Origin of the sequence: Novosphingobium acidiphilum DSM 19966 (genome assembly GCF_000429005.1) — a bacterium.
In the GTDB taxonomy this organism is placed as follows: Bacteria; Pseudomonadota; Alphaproteobacteria; order Sphingomonadales; family Sphingomonadaceae; genus Novosphingobium; species Novosphingobium acidiphilum.
This window is the reverse complement of the sequence record NZ_AUBA01000006.1, coordinates 149,115-170,742: the sequence shown is the minus strand read 5'-3', so window position 1 is coordinate 170,742 and position 21,628 is coordinate 149,115. Positions and strand designations below refer to the sequence as shown.

Annotated in this window: 20 protein-coding genes; 11 read left to right on the top strand and 9 right to left on the bottom strand. The window is 65.6% G+C overall.

The features are described 5' to 3' along the window. Positions 1–20: 20 nt before the first annotated feature. From G404_RS0107420 to G404_RS0107395, 6 genes are all read right to left on the bottom strand, one after another. Positions 21–2,165: a trimethylamine N-oxide demethylase gene (locus G404_RS0107420; RefSeq protein ID WP_028640525.1), complete on the bottom strand. Its 2,145-nt coding sequence runs from the start codon at positions 2,163–2,165 to the stop codon at positions 21–23. A gap of 23 nt (positions 2,166–2,188) precedes the next feature. After that, a complete protein-coding gene (locus G404_RS0107415; RefSeq protein WP_028640524.1) occupies positions 2,189–3,544 on the bottom strand; it encodes an NAD(P)-binding domain-containing protein in 1,356 nt (451 codons plus the stop codon). A gap of 93 nt (positions 3,545–3,637) precedes the next feature. After that, on the bottom strand, positions 3,638–4,333 hold the full coding sequence (locus tag G404_RS0107410) for a helix-turn-helix domain-containing protein (RefSeq protein ID WP_084601131.1): 696 nt from the start codon (positions 4,331–4,333) through the stop codon (positions 3,638–3,640). 24 nt (positions 4,334–4,357) lie between these two features. Beyond that, complete coding sequence (locus G404_RS0107405; protein WP_028640522.1) at positions 4,358–5,419, bottom strand: heme-dependent oxidative N-demethylase family protein; 1,062 nt, start codon at positions 5,417–5,419, stop codon at positions 4,358–4,360. 11 nt (positions 5,420–5,430) lie between these two features. After that, a complete protein-coding gene (locus G404_RS0107400) occupies positions 5,431–6,375 on the bottom strand; it encodes a PDR/VanB family oxidoreductase (RefSeq protein WP_245584436.1) in 945 nt (314 codons plus the stop codon). Then, positions 6,372–6,995 (bottom strand): dimethylamine monooxygenase subunit DmmA family protein, encoded by a 624-nt coding sequence (locus G404_RS0107395; protein ID WP_245584435.1) that lies wholly within the window; start codon positions 6,993–6,995, stop codon positions 6,372–6,374. Before G404_RS0107395 ends, G404_RS0107400 begins: the two co-directional genes overlap by 4 nt. A gap of 159 nt (positions 6,996–7,154) precedes the next feature. On the opposite strand from G404_RS0107395, the gene G404_RS0107390 reads away from it, so the two are divergent. The 3 genes from G404_RS0107390 to G404_RS0107380 all read left to right on the top strand — a co-directional run bounded on the left by G404_RS0107390 (position 7,155) and on the right by G404_RS0107380 (position 10,297). Further along, positions 7,155–8,288, top strand: coding sequence for an aminomethyl transferase family protein (locus G404_RS0107390; protein WP_028640519.1), 1,134 nt, complete (start codon positions 7,155–7,157; stop codon positions 8,286–8,288). Between the two features lie 75 nt (positions 8,289–8,363). Then, positions 8,364–9,839 (top strand): amino acid permease, encoded by a 1,476-nt coding sequence (locus G404_RS0107385; RefSeq protein ID WP_028640518.1) that lies wholly within the window; start codon positions 8,364–8,366, stop codon positions 9,837–9,839. Positions 9,840–9,856: 17 nt separating this feature from the next. After that, on the top strand, positions 9,857–10,297 hold the full coding sequence (locus G404_RS0107380) for an allene oxide cyclase family protein (RefSeq protein WP_028640517.1): 441 nt from the start codon (positions 9,857–9,859) through the stop codon (positions 10,295–10,297). On the opposite strand, the gene G404_RS0107375 is transcribed toward G404_RS0107380, so the two are convergent. Then, the gene (locus G404_RS0107375; protein WP_028640516.1) at positions 10,282–10,773 is read right to left on the bottom strand and encodes a TspO/MBR family protein; all 492 of its coding nucleotides are present in this window, start codon (positions 10,771–10,773) and stop codon (positions 10,282–10,284) included. The two genes, G404_RS0107380 and G404_RS0107375, sit on opposite strands and share 16 nt — an antisense overlap. Positions 10,774–10,867: 94 nt before the next feature. Here G404_RS0107375 and G404_RS0107370 point away from each other — a divergent pair, with 94 nt between their 5' ends. Genes G404_RS0107370 through G404_RS20055 form a run of 4 tightly spaced genes read left to right on the top strand, consistent with a single transcriptional unit; the run spans position 10,868 to position 14,563 of the window. Further along, positions 10,868–11,800 (top strand): magnesium chelatase ATPase subunit I, encoded by a 933-nt coding sequence (locus tag G404_RS0107370; RefSeq protein WP_425411621.1) that lies wholly within the window; start codon positions 10,868–10,870, stop codon positions 11,798–11,800. Beyond that, positions 11,797–13,506 carry a magnesium chelatase subunit D gene (locus tag G404_RS0107365; RefSeq protein WP_051280349.1) on the top strand — a complete coding sequence of 570 codons (1,710 nt, stop codon included), beginning with the start codon at positions 11,797–11,799 and terminating at the stop codon, positions 13,504–13,506. Before G404_RS0107370 ends, G404_RS0107365 begins: the two co-directional genes overlap by 4 nt. Further along, on the top strand, positions 13,503–14,387 hold the full coding sequence (gene bchO, locus G404_RS0107360) for an alpha/beta fold hydrolase BchO (protein WP_028640513.1): 885 nt from the start codon (positions 13,503–13,505) through the stop codon (positions 14,385–14,387). The genes G404_RS0107365 and bchO overlap by 4 nt, the downstream gene beginning before the upstream one ends. Then, the gene (locus G404_RS20055) at positions 14,384–14,563 is read left to right on the top strand and encodes a hypothetical protein (protein WP_211230743.1); all 180 of its coding nucleotides are present in this window, start codon (positions 14,384–14,386) and stop codon (positions 14,561–14,563) included. The genes bchO and G404_RS20055 overlap by 4 nt, the downstream gene beginning before the upstream one ends. Here G404_RS20055 and G404_RS0107355 read toward each other — a convergent pair. Both G404_RS0107355 and crtD read right to left on the bottom strand, forming a co-directional pair. Further along, positions 14,510–15,442 carry a carotenoid 1,2-hydratase gene (locus G404_RS0107355; RefSeq protein WP_028640512.1) on the bottom strand — a complete coding sequence of 311 codons (933 nt, stop codon included), beginning with the start codon at positions 15,440–15,442 and terminating at the stop codon, positions 14,510–14,512. The genes G404_RS20055 and G404_RS0107355 overlap by 54 nt on opposite strands. After that, complete coding sequence (gene crtD, locus G404_RS0107350; protein WP_028640511.1) at positions 15,343–16,905, bottom strand: 1-hydroxycarotenoid 3,4-desaturase CrtD; 1,563 nt, start codon at positions 16,903–16,905, stop codon at positions 15,343–15,345. Before crtD ends, G404_RS0107355 begins: the two co-directional genes overlap by 100 nt. A gap of 58 nt (positions 16,906–16,963) precedes the next feature. On the opposite strand from crtD, the gene G404_RS0107345 reads away from it, so the two are divergent. The 4 genes from G404_RS0107345 to bchY all read left to right on the top strand — a co-directional run bounded on the left by G404_RS0107345 (position 16,964) and on the right by bchY (position 21,627). Then, positions 16,964–18,088 carry a methyltransferase gene (locus G404_RS0107345; RefSeq protein ID WP_028640510.1) on the top strand — a complete coding sequence of 375 codons (1,125 nt, stop codon included), beginning with the start codon at positions 16,964–16,966 and terminating at the stop codon, positions 18,086–18,088. Positions 18,089–18,195: 107 nt separating this feature from the next. Beyond that, positions 18,196–19,113: a chlorophyll synthesis pathway protein BchC gene (gene bchC, locus G404_RS0107340; RefSeq protein ID WP_036520741.1), complete on the top strand. Its 918-nt coding sequence runs from the start codon at positions 18,196–18,198 to the stop codon at positions 19,111–19,113. Further along, entirely contained in the window at positions 19,110–20,108 is a 999-nt protein-coding gene (locus G404_RS0107335) for a chlorophyllide a reductase iron protein subunit X (RefSeq protein WP_028640508.1), read from the top strand. Before bchC ends, G404_RS0107335 begins: the two co-directional genes overlap by 4 nt. A gap of 82 nt (positions 20,109–20,190) precedes the next feature. Continuing rightward, on the top strand, positions 20,191–21,627 hold the full coding sequence (gene bchY / locus G404_RS0107330; RefSeq protein ID WP_084601148.1) for a chlorophyllide a reductase subunit Y: 1,437 nt from the start codon (positions 20,191–20,193) through the stop codon (positions 21,625–21,627). Position 21,628: the final 1 nt, after the last annotated feature.

The following is a 21,628-nucleotide window of genomic DNA, read 5'->3' as shown; positions in this document are numbered from 1 at the left end:
ATCGTCCTTTGGTCGGGGGATCAGGAACGCACGCGCGTCTTGTCGGGGTCGTAATGGGGGTATCGGACCACGGTCGCGCCAATCCGCTTTTGCTGACCATCCAGCTTGCCGATGGTCAATGCGCTGCCCGGCGTAGCCTGGCTGACATCGATCCGCGCCAGGGCGATCGTGCGGTTGAGAATCGGCGAACGGGTGGCGCTGGTAATCACGCCGACCTGCACCCGCCCGGCATAGACCGGATCGCCATGCGCGATGGGGTCGGCGCCCACGATATCCAGGCCGGCCAGCACGCGCTGGGGATGGTCGCGGCGGCGGGCCAGCGCGTCTGCCCCGATGAACGGCGCGCGCTTGGATCTGGGCGCGGCAAAGCCGATCCCGGCCTCGAACGGGTCGGTCTGGTCGCAGAACTCGTATCCGGCAAACACCAGCCCGGCCTCGATCCGCAGCATGTCGAGCGCATCGAGCCCGGCGGGCAGCACCCCATGCGGAGCGCCGGCCGCCATCAGCGCATCCCACAGGTCGGGCGCGCGGGTCGGGTGGCACCACACTTCATAACCCAGTTCGCCGCTGTATCCGGTGCGCGAAACCACCACCGGCAGATCGCCGATGCGCCCGGTGGTAAAGCGGAACCAGCCCAGTTCGGCCACGCCCGGCCGGTGCGCCGGGGTGGTGACGAGCGGCGCCAGAAGGGCGCGCGACAAGGGGCCCTGCACCGCAACATTCGACAATTGATCGGTCGACGACCGCACCCAGGCCTGCAAACCCCGCTCTGCGGCAAGCTGGCGCAACCACACCCCGCACCAGTCATCACCGCAGACCCAGCGGAAATTGGCCGGGCCCAGACGGAACACCGTGCCGTCATCGATCATGCCGCCGGTTTCATGGCACATCGCGGTATAGACGATCTGTCCCACCGCCAGCTTGGTCATGTCGCGCGTCACCGCCAGATCCATCAGGCTTTCGGCGCCGGGCCCGGTGATCTCGAACTTGCGCAAGGGCGACAGGTCGATCAGCGCGGCGCGTTCGCGGCAGGCCCAGTATTCGGCAATCGCGCCGTGATTGTTATAGGCGGTGGGCAGCCAGAACCCGCGATAATCGACCATCTGGCGGGTCAGTGCGGCGGTGCGCGGGTGAAATCCGGTTTCGCGGGTCAGCATCGGCGGGGCGTCTGGGGTCATGCGGTGGGCATTGCCGGCCGTGGGCGCGGCACTCCTGTCATAAAGGCGGACGTGGATGTCGGTGGGGTTCCAGCCGTTGGCCGGATCGATATCATCGGGGCACGCCGACGACGCGCAGACCAGATCGGTCAGCGCGCGCAGCAACACATAGTCGCCCGGGCGCGACCAGGGCTCGTCCATGCCGATCGTCTCGTCCGCGGCGACGAACGTGTTGTAGAAGAAATTGATCGCGGGCCACCCCGCGCGCGGCGCAATGCCGTGGGGGCGCAGTGCGGTGTTGAAATTTTCGGTACAGTTGGAATGCCCGGGATACCCCTGGTCCTCGTAATATTTGGCCGTGCACGCCAGCAGGAACGTGTCGTGCCGTCCCACCGTATCGCGCACCACTTCGACCAGCGGGCGAAGCGTGGCGTCGAAATAGCGCGCATGCAGGCCGGGGCTGGAAAAACTGCGCCCCATCAGACTGCGCGTGACCGTGGCATCAAGCCCAAGCTCGTGCCCCTGGTCCAGTGCCGCAGCATCGAACGCGACAAAATCCGAACATTGCCGCCCGGCGACATCGATGATCTGGATATAGTCGCCGGCCTTTACCCGATAGGCGCGCGCGCTGGCCGCGGGCACGCGCAGATCCAGCAGCACATCGGCCAGTGGTGGCGGCAGATCGCCGGCCGGATCGGCGCGGGCAATCCGCACATGCAGGTCGGTCGGGGCATCCTGCGCAGCCGGGTCCATCGGCGCGCCCGGCGCGACCACGGTCCAAGCTTGCGCGGCCTCGGCGGTAAAGCGGTGTTCCGCACCGGCCGCTCCGCCCGGCAGCCCCTGCGTGGTTTCGCCATCGGGTCGGTGACGGATCAGGATGCCCGGTTGCAAACCTTCGGGATCGATGATCCGCACCACATCGCGCGCGCTGACATCGAACCGCAGCTGTCCGCCGCCCGGGACGACCAGCAGGATGTCGCGCGATCCGGCAAGAGCGGCGGTGGTCATGCGATCCTCGCGCCGCGCCCGGTTCAGACCGTGGTTTCGCTGGTGGCCAGAAACGCCTCGAGCGAATCGTCGAGCGCCTCCATCCAGCGCGTATGGTGCTGCGGGCTCAGCGTACCGGTCAGGATCGAGCGATAGGACTGGTTGCGATACCCCATGATATCGTCCTGCTTGTCATGCTCCCACCGCTTGAACAGCGCGGCCACCGCGTCTGTGTCCAGGAACGGGTAATCGGTCGCCGCGATCAGTTGCGCCACATAAGCCGCCTGGAAATCGATCTGCTGTTCGGGGGTGCCCGCGGCCTCTTCGCGCGCCTGCCAATCGGTGAATTCGGCCGTGCGGGTTGCCGCATCGGGCACCGCGATTTTGCCCAGGATCACATCGCGCACAAACCAGGCCTGCGCGTCGAACATGTTGAAGGTAAAAAACTGGTCCTGCATGCCGACATAGAACAACGCGGGATTGTCCTGCCACACCACGCCCTGCCACAGATTGCCGGGATAGAGCCGGTTGTGCGTCACCAGCCGCAGATCATCGGGCAGGAACGGGAAATGATGCAGATAGCCGGTGCACAAGACGATCGCATCGACCACCTTTGACGTGCCGTCGATGAAATGGACGGTGTTGCCGTCGACTTTGGTCAGCAAGGGCCGCTGATCGAACTGGTCGGGCCAATCGAACGCCAGAGGACGCGTGCGATAGCTGAAAGTAACCGATTTTGCGCCGTATTTGACACATTGCGTGCCGATATCCTCGGCCGAATAGGAACTGCCGACCATCAGCACGTCCTTGCCGGCAAATTCATCGGCCGACCGGAAATCATGCGCGTGCAGCACGCGGCCTGGGAAGGTTTCGATGCCGTCGAAATGCGGCACGTTGGGCGTGGAAAAATGGCCCGACGAGACGATCACATGGTCAAAGATTTCGTCATAGACGCGGTCGGCAACCTGGTCCTTGACCCGCACCGTGAACGTTTGCGTCGCCGCGTCCCACGACACCCAGCGCACCGGGCTGTTGAAACGCACATAGGGCCGTACCCCGGCCTTTTCGACGCGGCCCATGATATAGTCGTGCAGCACGGCGCGCGGCGGGTACGACGGGATCGCGCGGCCAAAATGGTCTTCAAACGAATAATCGGCAAATTCGAGGCATTCCTTGGGGCCGTTCGACCACAGATAGCGGTACATCGAACCATGCACCGGCTCGCCATATTGGTCGAGCCCGGTGCGCCAGGTGTATTTCCACAGCCCGCCCCAATCGTCCTGCTTTTCAAAGCAGACCACTTCGGGAACCTCGATCCCCTTGGCCTTGGCGCTCTGGAACGCGCGCAACACCGCCAATCCGCTTGCGCCCGCACCGATCACTGCAATTCGCTTGGCCATACCTGTCTCCAACCCCGGTCGCGAAGGGATAACGGGCAGGCCAATTTGGGTCAACTAAGGAGAAAAAGAATTTCTCCAAAAGAATTTTTGCGCTTACCCCCCGCCACTGCCGGCGCGCGGATAGACGATGATCGACAGATAGCGGATCACGCCATCGCCCATGACTTCGGGCCCATGCTGCGCCTGGCTGTCGAACAACAGTGTATCGCCGGGTTTCAGGTCATAGCTGCGGTCGCCGTGACGATAGCTGAGCGCGCCTTCGAGCATATAGATCAGCTCGGTCCCGCTGTGCGAAAAGCTGGTGTAGGGCAGCGCGTCCTGCGCCAGAGTGATCACATACGGTTCGATCGCCAGGTCGCCGCTCAGCAGATGCCCCAGCAACTGGTAATTGTGCCCGGCCTTGGTGCCGCGGCGTTCGATCTTGACCCCCTGACCGGCCGCCACATACGAACAGTCCTGGCGGTCTTCGGCCAGCGCAAACAATGCCGAAATCGGCACGTTGAGCGCCTGCGCCAGCGAATGGACCGAGGTCAGCGAAGGCGATATCTGGCCATTTTCGATCTTGGACAGCATGCCGGTCGACAGACCCGCAGCCGCGCTGAGATCGGCCACCGACAGATCCTGCTGGCGGCGCAATTGCCGCACCCGCAGACCCAGCGCTTTTTCCAGCGCGCGCGGGTCGTTGCGTGGCGCGCCCGATCCGGTGGGAAACTGTTCGGCCGCGGTCGCTGCATCCATTTCAGCCGTCGCGGGATCGTCGTTTGCGTTGCTGCGTGCCCGTCGTGCCATGATTTTCTCCCAGCAGGCGGGTGATCAACCTGCCAAGACATTGATATCCGGTGCAATGCCCGGCTCTGTCGGGCGGCCGTCGTCATAGGCGGCAAGATGCGCCACAAGCAAGTCGTGATAACGCGACAGCCCCTTGTATTCCGCAATGTCGGGATGCAGGTCGCGCATCACCCGGTGCAGCCGCCGCCCCCATTTGGGCACGCGGGTCAGTTCGTCCAGGCTGGCCAGATAGGTACGGATGCCAAACAGCAGCGCGTTCGAACGCGGCAGCCGGAAAAAGCTTTGCAATTCGACGCGCAGAAACAGGCGTGATCCGATGGTCTGCGCGGTCAGGCTGGCACGATCGGGGCCCCACAGCGGATAGTTTTCGGGCGACGTGTCCAGCCGCGGATTGATCGTCATGGTCCAGTTCAGCCGCCGCGCCGGATGACCATAGCGCACCCGCATCAGATATTGCAGCGCGCGGTCGAACACCCCGGCCTGATGCGCCAGCGGCACCGGGCCGTGCCATTCGTGGAATGTCATCCCCACATCGAAGGCCAGGCTCCAGTCCGCAGGCGTCGTGGCGATGCCGCCATCGATGTACAGCGTGCCGTCGCGCTGATCCTGCAGCGTGAAATCGCCCTGCGCCTGGCGCACGATATATTCGAACGGCGGGTGGGGCAGCGTGGTGGCATCGCCAAAACGGAAACGCTGGTGAAGGCCGAGCGGCCGGTTGGTCCAGGTCCAGTCATCCCCTTGGCGCTCCAGCGCAAACTGGTCGGGATAATCCGCCGCCAGGCTTTCCATGATCAGTTCCAGCGTGTCCCATTCGGCTTCGCGCATGTGCGGCAGGACCAGGCAGCGGCCCGGTTCAAGCGCCAGCGCCGTCGCGCGCTCGGCGCATTCGGACACGTAATGTTCGTCGACATCGAACGCGACGGCAAACGCCCCGCTCGATCCCGGCCGGGAATGCGGCTCGATGTTGACGCCGTACATGTAGCCGTCTTCGCCGAACGGAAAAGGAAAACGCAAGATGGCGCTGTCGCTGTTGCCATAGCGGTAATCGTCGCGAAACGTCTCGTCGGGCTTGAACACGGTGGCCATGGTCGGTTTCCTTACAGATCAAGCACAAGGACAGGGCTTTTGCTGCGCGACACGCAGGGCATGACATGACAGCCGCGCGCGCGTTCGCCTTCGCTCAGGAAATGGTCGCGGTGTTCGGGGGTTCCTTCGCGCACCGGCACGATGCACACCCCGCAGGCCCCGCCCCGGCACAGCGAGGGCGTGTCCACGCCTGCCGCCTCGATCGCTTCGAGCATGGTCTGATCGCCCGCCACCGCGATCTCGATGCCCGATGCGGCCAGCCGCAGCATGAACGGCTCTCCCCCGGCGGCGCCGAAATCTTCGCGGTGCACATGGCTGCGGGGCCAGCCGAGCGCGGCGGCGGTGGCATCGACCGCATCCATCAAGCCGGCCGGGCCGCAAGTATAGACATGCGTGCCCAGCGGTTGCGCGGCCAGCAGTGCAACCAGGTCAAGCCCGGTGCGCCCGGCATGCACATGTATGCGTTCGCCCGCGCGCGGCGCCAGCAATGTTTCGAACACGCAGGCTTCGCCGGCGCCGGCGATCTGGTGCAGTTCGAACAGTCCGCCCCTGGCCCGCAAATGCGCGACAAAGGCCAGCAGCGGGGTAATGCCGATGCCGCCTCCGATCAGCAGATGTTTCTTTGCCTGGCTGTGCAGCGCAAACAGAGTGTGCGGCATGGTCGCCTCGATCACGTCGCCGACCTGCAGCACCTCGTGAATGTGCCGTGATCCGCCGCGCGAACGTTCCGACCGGCGCACGATCATCGTATAGCCCGCGCATGGGTCGGCGCCGACCAGCGTATAGGAATTGCGCAAGATCCGCGTTTCGCCGGGCAGCGCCAGCGTGACATGCGCGCCCGGCGCAGCAGGCGGCAGGCGCGCGCCATCGGCCGCCACCAGCGTGATGCGCCGCAAGCCCGGCGCGACGAATGCAGCTTCGGCCACGGCCAGGGTCAGCGTCTGCGTGTCCATCATGCCGAAAGGTCCTTGATCGCCGGCACGTCGCCGGGCACTTCGGCATCGCATTGCACGCCCATCCAGGCATTCTGGGCGCGCGAAAAATGATCGCGCACGCTCAGCGACACGCCGCACCCGGCGCACGTGGCCACTGTTGTCGTCACGCCGGGATTGACCGTACGGCAATGCACGCACCACACCCGGCGCAACGGTTGTCCGCAGGCAAACAGGTGCAGTTCTTCGCGCCCCATCCCCGCATCGAACGCCACGCGCGCCGCATCCCACACAAACGGTTCGCTGCCCGCGACATAAAGCCGCAGGCCCATCGTTTCGGCGCCCAGGCGATGGCGCAGCAGCGCCAGCAGATGGCTCGCAGAACGGAAATGCTGCACGCCAGGGCCGCCGAACGGCTGCGGCAGGACCATCGCATGGGCCACAACGGTCCAGCGTTCGGCAAAATCGTTTTCGCTGCACCGCGGATCGAACGCCTGCGCCGCAGGCACGGCATGGTCGGTCACAAGCAGATGCGCGCGTGCCCCGGCAACCGGCATCAGCGGGGCATAGCGTGGCCGGTTGCTCATCGGCGCCACCATCCGGGGCAGAAGCAACAGCGTGCGCGGGACATCGTGAAACTCCATGCGGGATATGGCAAAACTTTCTCAGGGGGAAATAAAATTGTCAATGAGGCAAATATCGCCTCGACAGCCTACACCCCCGTTGATAATTCCGATTGCCATAGAGGAAACCGTTCCCGGCCCCGGGCCAGCCCCGGCCAAGACCCGCACGAGAGGTTGCACATGCCCGATTCCTGGCGTTTTTCCGCATTGGCCAGTCGCCACCGCGCGCTCGGTTCGCAACTGGAAGACTGGAACGGCATGGGCACGGCGTGGACGTATGCGCATGACGTGCAGGACGATCATACCATGATCCGCACCCGCGCCGGGCTGATGGACGTGTCGGGGTTGAAAAAGGTCCATCTGGTCGGGCCGCACGCCAATGGCGTGCTCGATCTGGTGACCACGCGGTCGGTGGGCAAGATCACGCCCGGCAAATCGGCCTATGCCACGATGCTGAACGACGACGGGCATTTCATCGACGACTGCATTCTCTATCGCATGGGGCCCGACAGCTGGATGGTGGTGCATGGCAGCGGCGCCGGGCACGAAGCGCTGGTGGCGGCAGCCACCGGGCGCAATGTCGCGATGCTGTTCGACGATGATCTGCACGACCTGTCGTTGCAGGGGCCCGCAGCGGTCGATTTTCTGGCCGACCATGTGCCGGGCATTCGCGACCTCAGGTATTTCAGCCATATGGGCGCACGGCTGTTCGGCGCGCCGGTGCTGATTTCGCGCACCGGCTATACCGGCGAACGCGGCTATGAAATCTTCTGCCGCGCGGCGGACGCGCCGCTGATCTGGGACACGATCCTGGAACAGGGCAAGCCGTTTGGTATTGGTCCGGCCTGCTTCACCGCGCTCGACCTGTTGCGGGTGGAAAGCTATCTGCTGTTTTATCCCTATGACATGTCGGAATATTTTCCCTTTGCCGATGGCTCCGCCGGCGACAGCTTGTGGGAACTGGGGCTTGATTTCACGGTCAGCCCGGGCAAGACCGGGTTTCGCGGCGCCGATGCGCATGCGCGTTTTAAAGGCCGGGAACGGTTCCGCATCTATGGCGTCGAACTGGCTTCGGGCGTGGCCCCGCAGGCCGGTGACAGGCTGCAGGCAGGAACCCGCGACGTGGGCGTGGTGACGCTGGGCATGGTGTCCAAACTGACCGGACGCACGCTGGGCATCGCCCGGCTTGACACCGAATGCGCGGTCCCCGGCAGGCCGCTGACGCTGGTCGGGGCGCAGGGCACCGTGGCGGCCACCGCGCAGCCGCTGCCGTTTGACGATCCGAAAAAGACCAAGCGCACCGCAGTGGGCTAAAAGGCGTAGCCTCGGACCGGCCAATTTGATTACCTGTGATCACGCGCACGATTCTTCCGGGGGGAAACCGTATCCATGACTGACGCCATCAGCAGCGATGACGATGATCTGAAAGCGCTGGGCTATTCCGCGCAATTCGAACGGTCGATGTCGCTGTGGGAAAACTTTGCGCTTGGATTTACCTATCTGTCGCCGGTGGTCGGGGTCTATTCGGTGTTTGCCATCGGCATGCAGGCGGGTGGGCCGCCGATGATCTGGTGGTATCTGATCGCCGCGCTGGGGCAGATGATTGTCTGCCTGACCTTTTGCGAAGTCGTTTCGCAGTTTCCGATTTCGGGCGGGCTCTATCCGTGGTGCCGCCGTCTGGTGGGCAAGAAATGGGCGTGGATGGCCGGCTGGATCTATGGCTGGGCGCTGTTCACCTCGATCGCCGCGGTGTCGGCGGGCGCGGCGCCGTTTGTCGGGCCGCTGTTCGGGTTTCACACCACGCCTGTGACCGCGGGATTGCTGGCCATCGGGCTGGTGGTGTTTTCCACGCTGACCAATCTTGCGGGTACGCGCGTGCTGGCGCGGGTGGCAATGTTCGGCTTTGTCTGTGAAATCCTGGGCGCAATCGTGGTTGGCGCGTTTCTTTTGCTGTTTCACCGGCATCAGCCGCTCGCGGTGGTTTTCAACAGCTTTGGCATCGTCAAGAGCGGGTCCTACGCCCCGGCGTTCCTCGGCGCGGCCATTGTCGGCCTGTTCACCTGTTATGGCTTTGAGGCCTGCGGCGATGTGGCCGAAGAAACCCCCAACCCCGGCGTGGCCATTCCCAAGGCGATGAAATCGACGATCTATGTCGGCATGTCGGCCTCGATCTTTGTCGCATTGGCGCTGATCCTGTCGCTGCCCGATGTGATGGGGGTGATCAGCGGACGCGTGGCCAATCCGATCGAGGATGCGCTGAACGTGGCGTTCGGTCCGATCGGCGCGAGGGCGGTGGTTGTCGTCGTGCTCGTCTCGTTCCTGTCGTGCGCGCTTTCGATGCAGGCCGCGGCCAGCCGGCTGGTCTATGCCTATGCCCGCGACGAGATGGTGGTTGCCAGCGGCTGGCTGGGCAAAGTGTCGAAAACGCACCATGTGCCGATGAACGCGCTGGTCGTTTCGGGACTGATCGCCTGCGCGATCCTGGTGCTGGGCATGTTTTTTGCAGATGCGGTGAACACGATTGTCAGCTTTGCGGTTGTGGGCATCTATGCCGGATTCCAGATGGTGGTGATCGGCGCGACCTTTGCGCGCGCGCGCGGCTGGGTACCGCATGGCAAGTTTCGGCTGGGCGCATGGGGATGGCCGGTCAATCTGGCGGGGATCGCCTGGGGGATCACCTCGATCCTGATCATGCTGCGGCCAACCGATGGCGCGATGGCGTGGTATGCCAGCTATGGCATGGCGCTGACTTTTGGCGCGGTGATCGTCTCGGGCCTGCTCTATATGCTGGCCGGCCGGCCTTACGATCGCAGCGACGCCCCGGCAGGCGATGCCTGGCTGCGCCGCCCTGCCGGCAAATCTTGAAAAAAGGAGACCTGAGGATGCGTAACCTGTTGTTCGTGCTGGGCGCGATCGCCGTGCCGGCCCAAGCTGCGCCGGCCCACATCACCAAGCTTGATCTGGTCGAACGCGCCGAAACCGATGCGGCCAGCGTCAAGGGCGGCACCGCAGCCGAAAACGTGGGGGATGTGCTGACATTCACCAACCCGATCTATGACGCAACCAACACCACCAAGGTCGGCATGGATCAGGGCTATTGCGTCCGGCTGATCGGCAAGACGATCGAATGCCACTGGACACTGACGCTCGCCAAAGGCCAGATCATGGTCGAAGGACCGGTGGGTGATGGCGACAATGCGCCTGACACGATACTGGCTGTCACAGGCGGCACCGGCGCCTATCGCGGCGCACGCGGCGACATGCTGATCCACGCGCGCGACGCCAAGGCCACCGCGTACGATTTCCATTACCGCCTGATGTGATTGCGCTGCCCGAACGGCTGGTTGAGCCGGACAATCGCCCAGTTCAACCAGCTGGCAAAGCTGACCCACAGCAGATAGGGCACGATCAGCGCGCTTGCCTGATGCGAAATCGGCCATAACCCCACGACCAGCGCCACCAGCGATCCCCACAGGAATGGCACTTCGATCAGCGCCCAGTCGGGCCGTCGTGCGCGAAAGAACAGCGGGCTCCACAACGCATGGAACAGCGCGTTGGTGGCAAACAGGACAATCACGCGCATCTGATCGGCACGATCATGCGCCGCGTTCCACGCGATCACCGCCGACCACGCGGCCAGCCCCAGGATCACCGTCCAGGCCGGGCCGAACAGCCAGTTGGGCGGCTGCAGCCGGGGTTTGCGCAGATCGCGATACCAGGGGCCGATCGGCGTCATCAGCCCGCCCAGACCGCCCAGGAATACCGCCCCGCCTGCGGCAACAAGTGTCGGCAACCACATTGTGTCATGTCCATCTTGCGGAACGTCCAACGCGTGTTACACACATCGGGTGCGCGTGTCCTTCCCCTTTTCCGCAATCGTCGGCCAGGACGAAATGAAACGGGCCTTGCTGATCGCGGCGGTTGACGCGCGCATTGGCGGGGTCATGGTATTTGGCGATCGCGGCACCGGAAAATCAACCGCGGTGCGCGCGCTGGCCGCACTGCTGCCGCCGATTCCCGCATCGCAAGGCGGCTATCAGGGCCCGGATGCGCCCGCAGCGAAAGCCGGCGCAACGATGGCGGTGCCGTTTGTCGATCTGCCGCTGGGCGCGACCGAGGATCGCGTGGTCGGCGCGCTCGATCTGGAACGCGCGCTGGGTGCGGGGATCAAGGCGTTCGAGCCCGGTCTGCTGGCGCGCGCCAACGGCGGGTTTTTGTACATCGACGAAGTCAATCTGCTTGAAGACCATATTGTCGACCTGCTGCTCGATGTTGCCGCATCGGGCGAAAACGTGGTCGAACGCGAAGGGCTGAGCGTGCGCCACCCGGCGCGGTTTGTGCTGGTCGGCAGCGGCAATCCCGAAGAGGGCGAATTGCGCCCGCAATTGCTCGACCGGTTCGGCCTGTCGGTCGAAGTGCGCACGCCGCAGGATCTCAAACAGCGGGTGGAAATTCTCAAACGCTGCGACGCGTTTGAACGCACGCCCGAGGCCTTTACCGAATTGTGGCGCCGAGAAGAGCGCAAGACCTTGAAAAAACTGGCCCGCGCGCGTGCCGCATTGCCCGACGTGGTGATCCCCGATGCGGTGCTGACACTGGCATCGCGGCTGTGCATGACCGTGGGTGCCGACGGGCTGCGCGGCGAACTGACGCTGATGCGCACCGCACGCGCGCTGGCAGCGCTTGACGGTGACCAGGTGGTTTCGCCACGCCACCTCGCCACGGTCGCGCCGATGGCGTTGCGCCACCGGCTGCGCCGCAATGTGCTCGACGAAACCGGATCGACCGTGCGGATCGAACGCGCGCTGGAGGAACTGGCGGTGTGAACGCGATCGATCCGCAAGGCTGCGATCCGATCGGCGATGCGCTGATCGCGGCACGGCTTTGCGCGATCGATCCGCGGCTGGGCGGCATGATCGTGCGTGGCGGCAACGATCTGCGTGCCGAACTGCTGCACGATCTGCACCAGGCGCTGCCCCCGGGCGCCCCTGCGCGCCGCGTGCCGTCGCACATCGATGACGAACGCCTGCTCGGCGGGATCGATCTGACCGCAACCCTGGCGCTGGGCAAGCCGGTTACGCGCATCGGCCTCCTGGCCGAGGCGCATGGCGGAATGGTCGTGGTGCCGATGGCAGAGCGCCTGTCCGACGCGATGGCCGGGCGGATCGCTGCGGTGATCGACACCGGCGAACTGGTGGTTGAACGCGATGGCGCGACCTTGCGCGCGCCGGCGCAATTCGTGCTGGTGGCGCTGGATGACGGGATCGAGCCTGACGAGCGTTGTGCCCCGGCGCTTGCCGAACGGGTGGCCTTCTGGATCGACCTGACCGATGCCGACCCCCGCGCGCCGCGCGCAGCTTTGCCCTGCGAACCCGACGCTGTAGTGCCTGTGGACGACGCCATGACGATGCTGGCCACGACTGCCGCCGCGCTGGGCGTGGATTCAGCGCGCGGAGTCCTGTTTGCCTGGCGCACCGCACGCGCGCTTGCGCACGCGCACGGGCGCGATGCGATCACCCGGGGCGATCTGGCCTTTGCCGCGCGCATGGTGCTGGCGCCGCGCGCCACGCGCATACCGCCCGCCCCGCCCGAAGCAGCGCCCGAGCCGGATCTGCCACCCCCACCGCCCGAAACCGACAGCGGCGACGACCAAGCCGGCGAACCCGCCCCGGTCGACGACCTCGTGCTCGAAGCCGCGCTGGCCGCGTTGCCCAAGGATGTGCTGGCGCGCATTGCCGACGGAGCCGCACGGCGCGGGCGCACCACCAACCAGCGCGGACGCGGCGAACGGCGCAAATCGGCGCAACGCGGCCGGCCCAAGGGCACGCTGGCCGGCACCCCCGGGGGCGGCCGACGGCTCAGCCTGATCGACACGTTGCGTGCGGCGGCACCGTGGCAGACACTGCGTGGCGCCGGTGACCGCGTGGCGATCCGCCGGGATGATCTGCGCGTGCGCCGGTTCGAAACCCGTACCGAAGTGCTGACCATCTTTGCGGTCGACGCCTCGGGCTCGGCCGCCGTTGCGCGGCTGGCCGAGGCCAAAGGTGCGGTCGAGCTGTTGCTGGCAGAAGCCTATGTCAAACGCGCGCATGTCGCACTGGTCGCGTTTCGCGGCACCACGGCCGAATTGGTGCTGCCGCCCACCCGTTCGTTGACGCGGGCCCGGCGCATGCTGGCCGAATTGCCGGGCGGTGGCGGCACGCCGCTGGCCGCCGGGCTGAACGCCGCGCGCGAACTGGCCGAGGCGGCGCGCACGCGCGGGCGCACGCCCTATCTGATCGTTCTGACCGACGGGCGCGCCAACATTGCCGTCGATGGCCGCGCGGTACGCAGCCAGGCCGAAACCGATGCGTTGTCGGCCGCACGCGCGATCCGCATGACCGGGATCGGCGTGGCCTTTGTCGACACCTCGGCCCGCCCCCGGCCCGAAGGGGCAGCGCTCGCGGCGGCCATGGGGGCGCGCTATCTGCCCCTGCCCCAGGCCGACGCAACCGCGATGCACGCCGCGATCAGCCGCGGGCAAAGGGGATGACCGACCCGCGCTGGGCGATCGAAGGACGCAACTGGCCCCATCGCGGTCACAGCCGGTTTGTCCTGGCCGGACGCCTGCGCTGGCATGTGCAGACCTTCGGGCCGGACACCGCGCCGGTCATGCTGCTGCTGCACGGCACTGGTGCCGCCACGCACAGCTGGCGCGATCTGGCCCCGTTGCTGGCCATGCGGTTCCGCGTGATCGTGCCCGACCTGCCCGGGCATGGCTTTACCCGGGGCCGCCCGGCGACCGGCCTGTCGATGGCCGCCATGGCGCATGCGCTGGGCGAACTGATGGCCGCCATGGAGGTGCGCCCGCAGATCGTGGTGGGGCATTCCGCGGGCACCGCCATCGCCTTGCGCATGGGGCTCGACGGCATTGCCCAGCCGCGCGCGCTGGTCGGGATTGGCGCGGCGCTATTGCCGATACCGGGCCTGGCCGGCGCATTGTTTCCGCAATTGGCGCGCATGCTGTTCGTCAATCCGCTGGCGCCGCATCTGTTCGCGCAGATGGCGCGTATACCGGGTGAAACCGCGCGCTTTCTGGCGCGCAGCACGGGATCAACCATCGATGCCAGCGGGATCGCCTGTTACGAAGCGCTGTTTGCCACTTCGGGGCATTGCGCCGGCGCGATCACGATGATGGCCGACTGGAACCTGGCCGCGCTGCACCGCGACCTGCCCAAAGTATCGGCGCCGATGCTGCTGATCCATGGCGAGGCCGATGCCGCGATTGCGCTGGCCAATGCGCGCGAGGCCGCGGCCCTGATCCCCAGGGCTCAGCTGGTGCCCCTGCCCGATCTGGGGCATCTTGCGCATGAAGAAGATCCGCAATCCATCGCGGACATGATCGAGGAATTTGTACAGGAGATATGCGGATGAACGGGTCAATGTTCAGCGTGTTCGACATGGCGGTCTGTGTCGTGCCGGCGATGTCGTTCGGCATCTGGCAACTGGTGTCGGTCAATCGCGAAATCGCCAAGGACAAGGCGAAAAAAGCCCCGCTACCAGACGATGCGCGGCATCCGGTAGGGGAGCATCGACTGCACGACCGGTGACCGGAAACGGCCGAGCGACAGGCTTTCGTGCACGGCATGGACATTTTCGCCATAAAGCCGCGTCGCCAGCTTTGACCGGGCATAGAATGGCGCGTCGATCCAGGTCTTGATCACCCGCGGGGTCGATCCGGCATCTGCGCGCGTGGCACGTTTGACCAGCCAGCCGGTGCGCGGCAGCGCGGCAGGCGCGGGCTGGATCACATCGTGCCAATTGCCCAGCCGGTCCATCCGCAGCGCCAGATCGAACGGCGTGCCATCGCGCCGCTTTCCCTCGTACAGCACCGCGACATCGTCGCGCAGGTGGGCCCGCGACCAGTGCCAGTCGTTGAACCCGTCTTCGAGCGGTTCATCACCGAAATTCGAATCGAAATAGCCTGGCCCCGACCAGCCGATGCCGGGATGGGTCATTTCCACCTCGACATGCGCGCGCGGCGCGACCGGATGCCAGCGATGGCGCGCTGCGGGGTCCAGTGCAAAGGCGGTGCTGCCGATCATTTCGGGGATCACCCGCACCCGCCCGCGCACTTTGTAGGGCAGCGGTGCCGAAATTTCGGCGATGTCGATCACCAGCGCTTCGCCATCCCAGCGCATCGCGCTGGGCCCGACGCTGAAATGGCTGGCCGAGCGATCGACACGGGTGGACGGGCGTTCGGTCATGGCCCAGGCGGACCCGCGCGGGCCATTGAGCGAGACATTGATGGCACAATGGTTGTCGGGATGGCGCCGCCCGCTAAACTTGTAATAGGGCGAAAACACGCTGCCGACAAAGGCGATGATGGTCAGCCCGTAAGCACCGTCTGCACTGGTCGCGTCGATATACCACCAGGCATAGCCCTGCGACGGGACTGCGACATCGAAACACGGTCCGACAGCAGGCATTCGGCGGCCAGGCGTCCGGACAGCGCGGCCATCGGGACCCCCGCGCCAGGGTGTGTGCTGCCGCCCGCGCAGTAAAGCCCAGGGATCCTCGTCCGGCTGCCCTGCCGGCGGAAGGAGGCCGCCCACCCGTGCGAGGCCGGTCCATAAAGGGCTCCACCCGTCGACGGACACAGGCTGTCGAAACCGGCCGGTGTCGTCAGCACTGTCGTTGGCGCCAGTTCGAGGGAAAGCCCCCCGTGCGAAACCCTGTCCAGCATTTGCCGTGTGCATGTCGCCATCTCCGCCGGGGTCAATCCGGTACCGTCGCCCGTGGGCGGCGCATTGACTATGATCTGAAGCCGTTCGTAGCCTTCGCGCCCCGACAATGGCTCGGGCACGGCCACCTCGCGATCCTGTGCGCAGACATAGACGCTGGGCGCCCCGGCCAGCCGATTGGCGCCAAGCGCTGCAAATTCCGCCGGATAATCGTCGGAAAAGAATACATTGTGCCGCACCAGCGGAAATCCGCCGGTGCGCGCCCGCGCGGTCCACACCAGCGCGCCCAGCGATCGGCGTGACGGATCGACGCGCGCGGTTGCATGCGCCGCGGCCTGGCCGAACAGGCCCGCGCCGATCGCCCCGGGATCGGCGTTGCACACCACCGAGGCGGCCATGATCCGTTCGCCGGTCTGCAAGGTCACGCCGCGCGCGCGTCCGTGGTCCACCACAATTTCGGACACGCGCGCGCCATACCGGAATGATACGCCGCAACTGCGCCCCAGCGACTCCAGCGCCAGCGCCAGCCGGTGCATGCCGCCGTCGACCAGCCACACCCCGCTGGCTTCGACATGCGCGATCAGCATCAGCGTGGCCGGGGCCTTGAACGGGGACGACCCGCAATACGTGGCATAGCGCCCGAACAGCTGGCGCAGGCGCGGATCGGCAAAATAGCCGCCGAGCGCGCGCCACAGCGAGGTATAGGGCCGCAACGTGCAATAATCGGGAAAGCCTTGCAGCCCCATGCGCCAGCCAAGCGTGATCGGATTGGTCTGGCTGCGTTGCAGAAACGGACGATCAAGCGCATCGAAAATGCGTTTTGCCTCTGCCCGGAACGCGCGATATCCGCGCACGGCATCGGCGCCGGCAAAATCGCCGATCGCCACTTCGCTGGCAGACGGATCGGCAAACAGGTCAAGCCGGTCCTCGCCCCAGGCATGGCGGGCCAGGATGGTTGCCGGACGCAAGGTCAGGTGATCGTCAAGCGACGCACCGCAGGCCTCGAAAATCGCGGCAAACACGTCGCGCATTGTAAAGACCGTGGGTCCGCCGTCGATCGCTTCGCCATCCACCATGACACTGCGCAATTTGCCGCCCGGGCCGTTTGCCGCCTCGACCACGGTGACATCGCAGCCGCGCGCGGCCAGCAGGGCGGCGCTGACCAGCCCGCCTATCCCCGCCCCGATCACGACCACGCGTTCATTCATTGGCACCGGCATCCTTGTCGTTGACGGAAGGCTATCATGTGTCCAATAGAATTGACACATGCAATCGTACAAATTTTCTGACCACGGCTGGCGGGGCCGCTGGATCGCCTGGCGCAACGGCGTGCTGTCCAGCCCCGCGTTTCAGCGCTTTGCTTCGCGCTTTGCGCTGACCCGGCCGGTGGCACGACGGCGCGCACGCGCGCTGTTCGATCTGGTGGCGGGGTTTACCTATTCGCAGATCCTGGCGGCGTGCATCGAAGTGAAACTGCTGGAATTGCTGGCCGACGGACCGCTCGACACCGAAACCGTGGCAGCGCGCTGCATGTTGCCGACGCACGGCGCGCGCTGTCTGTTGCGTGCGGGCGCGGCGCTTGGACTGATCCAGCCGCTGGGCACACACTGGGCACTGGGCGCGGATGGAGCGGCCCTGCTGGGCAATCGCGGCATTGCCGAAATGGTCGCCCACCACCACCTGCTCTACACCGATCTGGCCGATCCGGTGGCGCTGTTGCGGCGCGGCGGCGGCGGTGGGGCGCTGTCCGATCTGTGGCGTTATGCCGAGTCGCCGGGCAGCGGCGACCCGGCGGCCGTTACCGCCTATTCGGCACTGATGGCCGCTTCGCAGCCCCTCGTTGCGGCACAGGCAATTGATTCTTATAAGTTTCATCGCCATCGCAGGCTGCTTGATGTCGGCGGCGGCGAAGGCGCGTTTGTGGCCACGGTCGGCGCGCGGGTGCCCGCGCTCGATTTGGGGTTGTTCGACCTGCCGGCGGTCTGCGCACGGGCGCACGTGCGACTCGACCAGGCCGGGATGTCCGGACGGGTGACGCTGCACGGGGGCAATTTTCTGGTCGATGCGCTGCCCCGGGGGTTTGACGTGATCACCCTGATCCGCGTTCTGCACGATCATGACGATGGCGCGGCGATGGTCCTGCTGCGCGCGATCCACGCGGCACTGCCCCCGGGCGGCACGCTGTTCATTGCCGAGCCGATGGCGCAAACGCCCGGCGCACAACCCGCCGGCGATGCGTATTTCGGCTTCTATTTGCTGGCGATGGGATCGGGCAGGCCGCGCAGTCCGGACCAGATCCGGGCCATGCTGCGCGATGCCGGATTTGCACGATCGCGCCTGTTGAACACCTCTGTCCCGCTGACCGCACGCGCCATTGTCGCCACGCGTTGACCGCACGGTCCAACATTCTTGACATTGGTTGATGTCCAGATAAAGTGACAGTGATGAACGGGGTTCGGTCGGAACTTCCTGACTCGGGGGATGTGCATGTGAACGCGATGGCGGTCATCATGGAAGCGCCGGAACGGCTTGCCCTGCGTCAGCTCGTGCTGAACCCGATGGGCCCCGGCGACGTGCGGATCGACATCGACTGGAGCGGGATTTCGTCGGGCACCGAAAAGCTGCTGTGGACCGGGCGGATGCCCAGTTTCCCCGGCATGGGTTACCCGCTGGTGCCAGGCTACGAATCGGTTGGCCGCATCGTCGATGCCGGTGCCGAAGTGCGCGACCGGCTGGGCCAATGGGTGTTTGTGCCCGGCGCCAATTGCTATCGCGATGCACGCGGCCTGTTTGGCGGCAGCGCGCGGACCGTTGTCCTGCCCGCCGCAAGGGCGATGCCGATCGACGAGGCACTGGGTCGCGATGGCATCCTGCTTGCCCTTGCTGCGACCGCGCGCCACGCAGTGGCCGGCGGCGCGGCGCCCGAACTGATTGTGGGCCATGGCATTCTGGGCCGCCTGATCGCGCGGCTGGTGATCGCCACCGGTGCCCCTGCCCCCATGGTGTGGGAAACCAACCCGGCGCGGCGCGATGGCGCAGGCTATACCGTGATCGACCCCGCCAGCGATGATCGGCGCGATTATCGCACGATCTGCGACGCAAGCGGCGCGGGCGATGTGCTCGATATGCTGATCCCGCGCCTGGGCAAAGGCGGCGAAATCGTGCTGGCCGGGTTCTACGACCGGCTGTCGTTCGCGTTTCCCGCGGCGTTCATGCGTGAAGCGCGGCTGCGCATTTCGGCCGAATTCACCCCGGCTGATATCACCGCGACCACCGCGCTGATCGCGCAGGGCGCGTTGCGCCTTGACGGGCTGATCAGCCACGTGCGCCCCGCCGCGCAAGCCGCCGAGGCCTATCCGCAGGCGTTTGACGATCCCGATTGTCTGAAAATGGTCCTTGATTGGAGTGAACGATGAGCATGCTCGATCCCGGACAATCGCTGACCGATCAATTGCGCGACGAAGCCCACGAAGAGCCCGATCCTGTGCATACCGGTCCGGTCACCAGCCAGACCCAGATCATTGCCATCTATGGCAAAGGCGGCAGCGGCAAATCGTTTGCGCTTGCCAATCTCAGCTACATGATGGCGCAGCAGGGCAAGCGCGTGCTGCTGATCGGGTGCGATCCCAAATCGGATACCACCAGCCTGCTGTTCGGCGGCAAATCCACCCCCACCATCATCGAAACCTCTTCGGCCAAGAAACTGGCCGGCGAAGACATCGGTATCGAGGATGTCTGTTTCCAGCGCGACGGCGTGTTCGCGATGGAACTGGGCGGGCCCGAAGTCGGGCGCGGTTGCGGCGGGCGTGGAATCATCCACGGCTTTGAAACGCTGGAAAAGCTAGGCTTTCACGAATGGGGCTTCGACTACGTTTTGCTCGATTTCCTGGGCGACGTGGTCTGCGGCGGGTTCGGTCTGCCGATCGCGCGCGACATGTGCCAGAAGGTGATCGTGGTCGCCTCCAATGACCTGCAATCGCTGTATGTCGCCAACAACGTGTGCAAGGCGGTCGAATATTTCCGCAAGATGGGCGGCAATGTCGGCGTGGCGGGCATGATCCTGAACAAGGACGACGGCACCGGCGAAGCCAATGCCTTTGCGCAGGCCGTGGGCATTCCGGTGTTGACCGCGATCCCCGCCAACGAAGACATCCGCAAGAAAAGCGCCAATTACCAGATCATCGGCAAGCCCGGCGGACAATGGGCATCGCTGTTCGAACAGCTGGCCGAAAATGTCGCCAGCGCGCCGCCGCTGCGCCCGAAGCCACTCGACCAGGATGGACTGCTCGGCCTGTTCAGCGCGGATGTGACCGGTGCGGATTTCTCGCTGACGCCCGCGACCCAGGCCGACATGCGTGGCGGGGTGTTCGAAACGAAGCCCAGCCTCGAAGTCGTGTACGACGAGGTTTGACCCGGTGGATGTGATCACCCCTTCCCGGACGCGCGACCGCATCGACCTGGCGCCCGAAGGCGGCTGCGGGTCGAAGGACACGATGCGCGCCGCAGCCGAACAGGCCGGCAAGTCCGAAGTTCTGGCGCGCTATGCCGCCGACTATCCCAAGGGGCCGCATGATCAGCCGCAATCGATGTGCCCGGCGTTCGGATCGTTGCGGGTCGGATTGCGCATGCGCCGCACTGCCAGCGTGCTGTCGGGTTCGGCGTGCTGCGTGTACGGCCTGACGTTCACATCGCACTTCTACGGTGCGAAACGCAGCGTCGGCTATGTGCCGTTCAGTTCCGAAACGCTCGTCACCGGCAAATTGTTCGAAGATATCAAGGAAGCGGTCGAGGGCCTGGCCGATCCGGCGCTGTACGACACGATCATCGTTACCAATCTGTGCGTGCCCACTGCATCGGGGGTCCCGCTGCAATTGCTGCCCGACCAGATCAACGGCGTACGCGTGATCGGGATCGATGTGCCCGGCTTTGGCGTGCCCACCCATGCCGAGGCCAAGGATGTGCTGGCCGGCGCCATGCTGTCCTATGCCCGCAAGGAGGCAGAACTCGGCCCGGTGGCGGCGCCGCGCGAACGGCCCGACCGGCCCACGGTTACGCTGCTGGGTGAAATGTTTCCCGCCGATCCCCCGGGCATCGGCGTGCTGCTGGCGCCGCTCGGGCTTGCCGCCGGACCGGTAGTGCCAACGCGCGAATGGCGCGAACTGTATGCCGCGCTCGATTGCGCGGTGGTCGGCGCGATCCATCCGTTCTATACCGCCAGCGTGCGCGAATTCCAGGCGGCCGGGCGCACCGTTGTCGGATCGGCCCCGGTCGGCCGCGATGGCACCGCCGCCTGGCTCGACGCGATCGGCCATGCCTGCGGCGTGGCACAAAGCCGTATCGACACGGCGAAAAACACCTTTTTGCCGGCAATTGCCGGCGCGCTGGCGGCGCGGCCGATCAAGGGCCGGATTACCGTATCGGGCTATGAAGGGTCCGAGCTGCTGGTGGCACGGCTGTTGATCGAAAGCGGGGCACAGGTGCCATACGTGGGCACCGCCTGCCCGCGCACGATCTGGTCCGATCCCGATCGCGAATGGCTGGAGGCGCATGGCTGCCGCGTGCAATACCGCGCCAGTCTTGAACAGGACATTGCCGCGGTCGACGAATTCGGCCCCGACCTGGCAATCGGCACCACCCCGGTGGTGCAATATGCCAAACAGAAGTCGATCCCTTCGCTCTATTTCACCAACCTGATTTCCGCGCGCCCGCTGATGGGCCCGGCGGGCGCCGGCAGCCTGGCCATGGTGGTCAACGCCGCACTTGCCAACCGGCACCGGTTTGACCGGATGACCGCGTTTTTCGACGGGGTCGGCACCGGCCATACGGCGGGCGTGTGGGAGACGACACCCGTCGATCAACCGCAGTTCAAGGCCAAATATGCCGCCAAGCGCATCGCTGCGGCCAAAGCCGAAGAAAGCGTGGGGGTCTGAC

What these genes read in the sequence shown, in the direction of transcription:
- G404_RS0107420 (WP_028640525.1), bottom strand. Translation starts at nt 2,165, where the DNA reads ATGACCACCGCCGCTCTTGCCGGATCGCGCGACATCCTGCTGGTCGTC.
- G404_RS0107415 (WP_028640524.1), bottom strand. Translation starts at nt 3,544, where the DNA reads ATGGCCAAGCGAATTGCAGTGATCGGTGCGGGCGCAAGCGGATTGGCG.
- G404_RS0107410 (WP_084601131.1), bottom strand. Translation starts at nt 4,333, where the DNA reads ATGGCACGACGGGCACGCAGCAACGCAAACGACGATCCCGCGACGGCT.
- G404_RS0107405 (WP_028640522.1), bottom strand. Translation starts at nt 5,419, where the DNA reads ATGGCCACCGTGTTCAAGCCCGACGAGACGTTTCGCGACGATTACCGC.
- G404_RS0107400 (WP_245584436.1), bottom strand. Translation starts at nt 6,375, where the DNA reads ATGATGGACACGCAGACGCTGACCCTGGCCGTGGCCGAAGCTGCATTC.
- G404_RS0107395 (WP_245584435.1), bottom strand. Translation starts at nt 6,995, where the DNA reads ATGGAGTTTCACGATGTCCCGCGCACGCTGTTGCTTCTGCCCCGGATG.
- G404_RS0107390 (WP_028640519.1), top strand. Translation starts at nt 7,155, where the DNA reads ATGCCCGATTCCTGGCGTTTTTCCGCATTGGCCAGTCGCCACCGCGCG.
- G404_RS0107385 (WP_028640518.1), top strand. Translation starts at nt 8,364, where the DNA reads ATGACTGACGCCATCAGCAGCGATGACGATGATCTGAAAGCGCTGGGC.
- G404_RS0107380 (WP_028640517.1), top strand. Translation starts at nt 9,857, where the DNA reads ATGCGTAACCTGTTGTTCGTGCTGGGCGCGATCGCCGTGCCGGCCCAA.
- G404_RS0107375 (WP_028640516.1), bottom strand. Translation starts at nt 10,773, where the DNA reads ATGTGGTTGCCGACACTTGTTGCCGCAGGCGGGGCGGTATTCCTGGGC.
- G404_RS0107370 (WP_425411621.1), top strand. Translation starts at nt 10,868, where the DNA reads ATGAAACGGGCCTTGCTGATCGCGGCGGTTGACGCGCGCATTGGCGGG.
- bchO (WP_028640513.1), top strand. Translation starts at nt 13,503, where the DNA reads ATGACCGACCCGCGCTGGGCGATCGAAGGACGCAACTGGCCCCATCGC.
- G404_RS20055 (WP_211230743.1), top strand. Translation starts at nt 14,384, where the DNA reads ATGAACGGGTCAATGTTCAGCGTGTTCGACATGGCGGTCTGTGTCGTG.
- G404_RS0107355 (WP_028640512.1), bottom strand. Translation starts at nt 15,442, where the DNA reads ATGCCTGCTGTCGGACCGTGTTTCGATGTCGCAGTCCCGTCGCAGGGC.
- crtD (WP_028640511.1), bottom strand. Translation starts at nt 16,905, where the DNA reads ATGAATGAACGCGTGGTCGTGATCGGGGCGGGGATAGGCGGGCTGGTC.
- G404_RS0107345 (WP_028640510.1), top strand. Translation starts at nt 16,964, where the DNA reads ATGCAATCGTACAAATTTTCTGACCACGGCTGGCGGGGCCGCTGGATC.
- bchC (WP_036520741.1), top strand. Translation starts at nt 18,196, where the DNA reads ATGGCGGTCATCATGGAAGCGCCGGAACGGCTTGCCCTGCGTCAGCTC.
- G404_RS0107335 (WP_028640508.1), top strand. Translation starts at nt 19,110, where the DNA reads ATGAGCATGCTCGATCCCGGACAATCGCTGACCGATCAATTGCGCGAC.
- bchY (WP_084601148.1), top strand. Translation starts at nt 20,191, where the DNA reads ATGCGCGCCGCAGCCGAACAGGCCGGCAAGTCCGAAGTTCTGGCGCGC.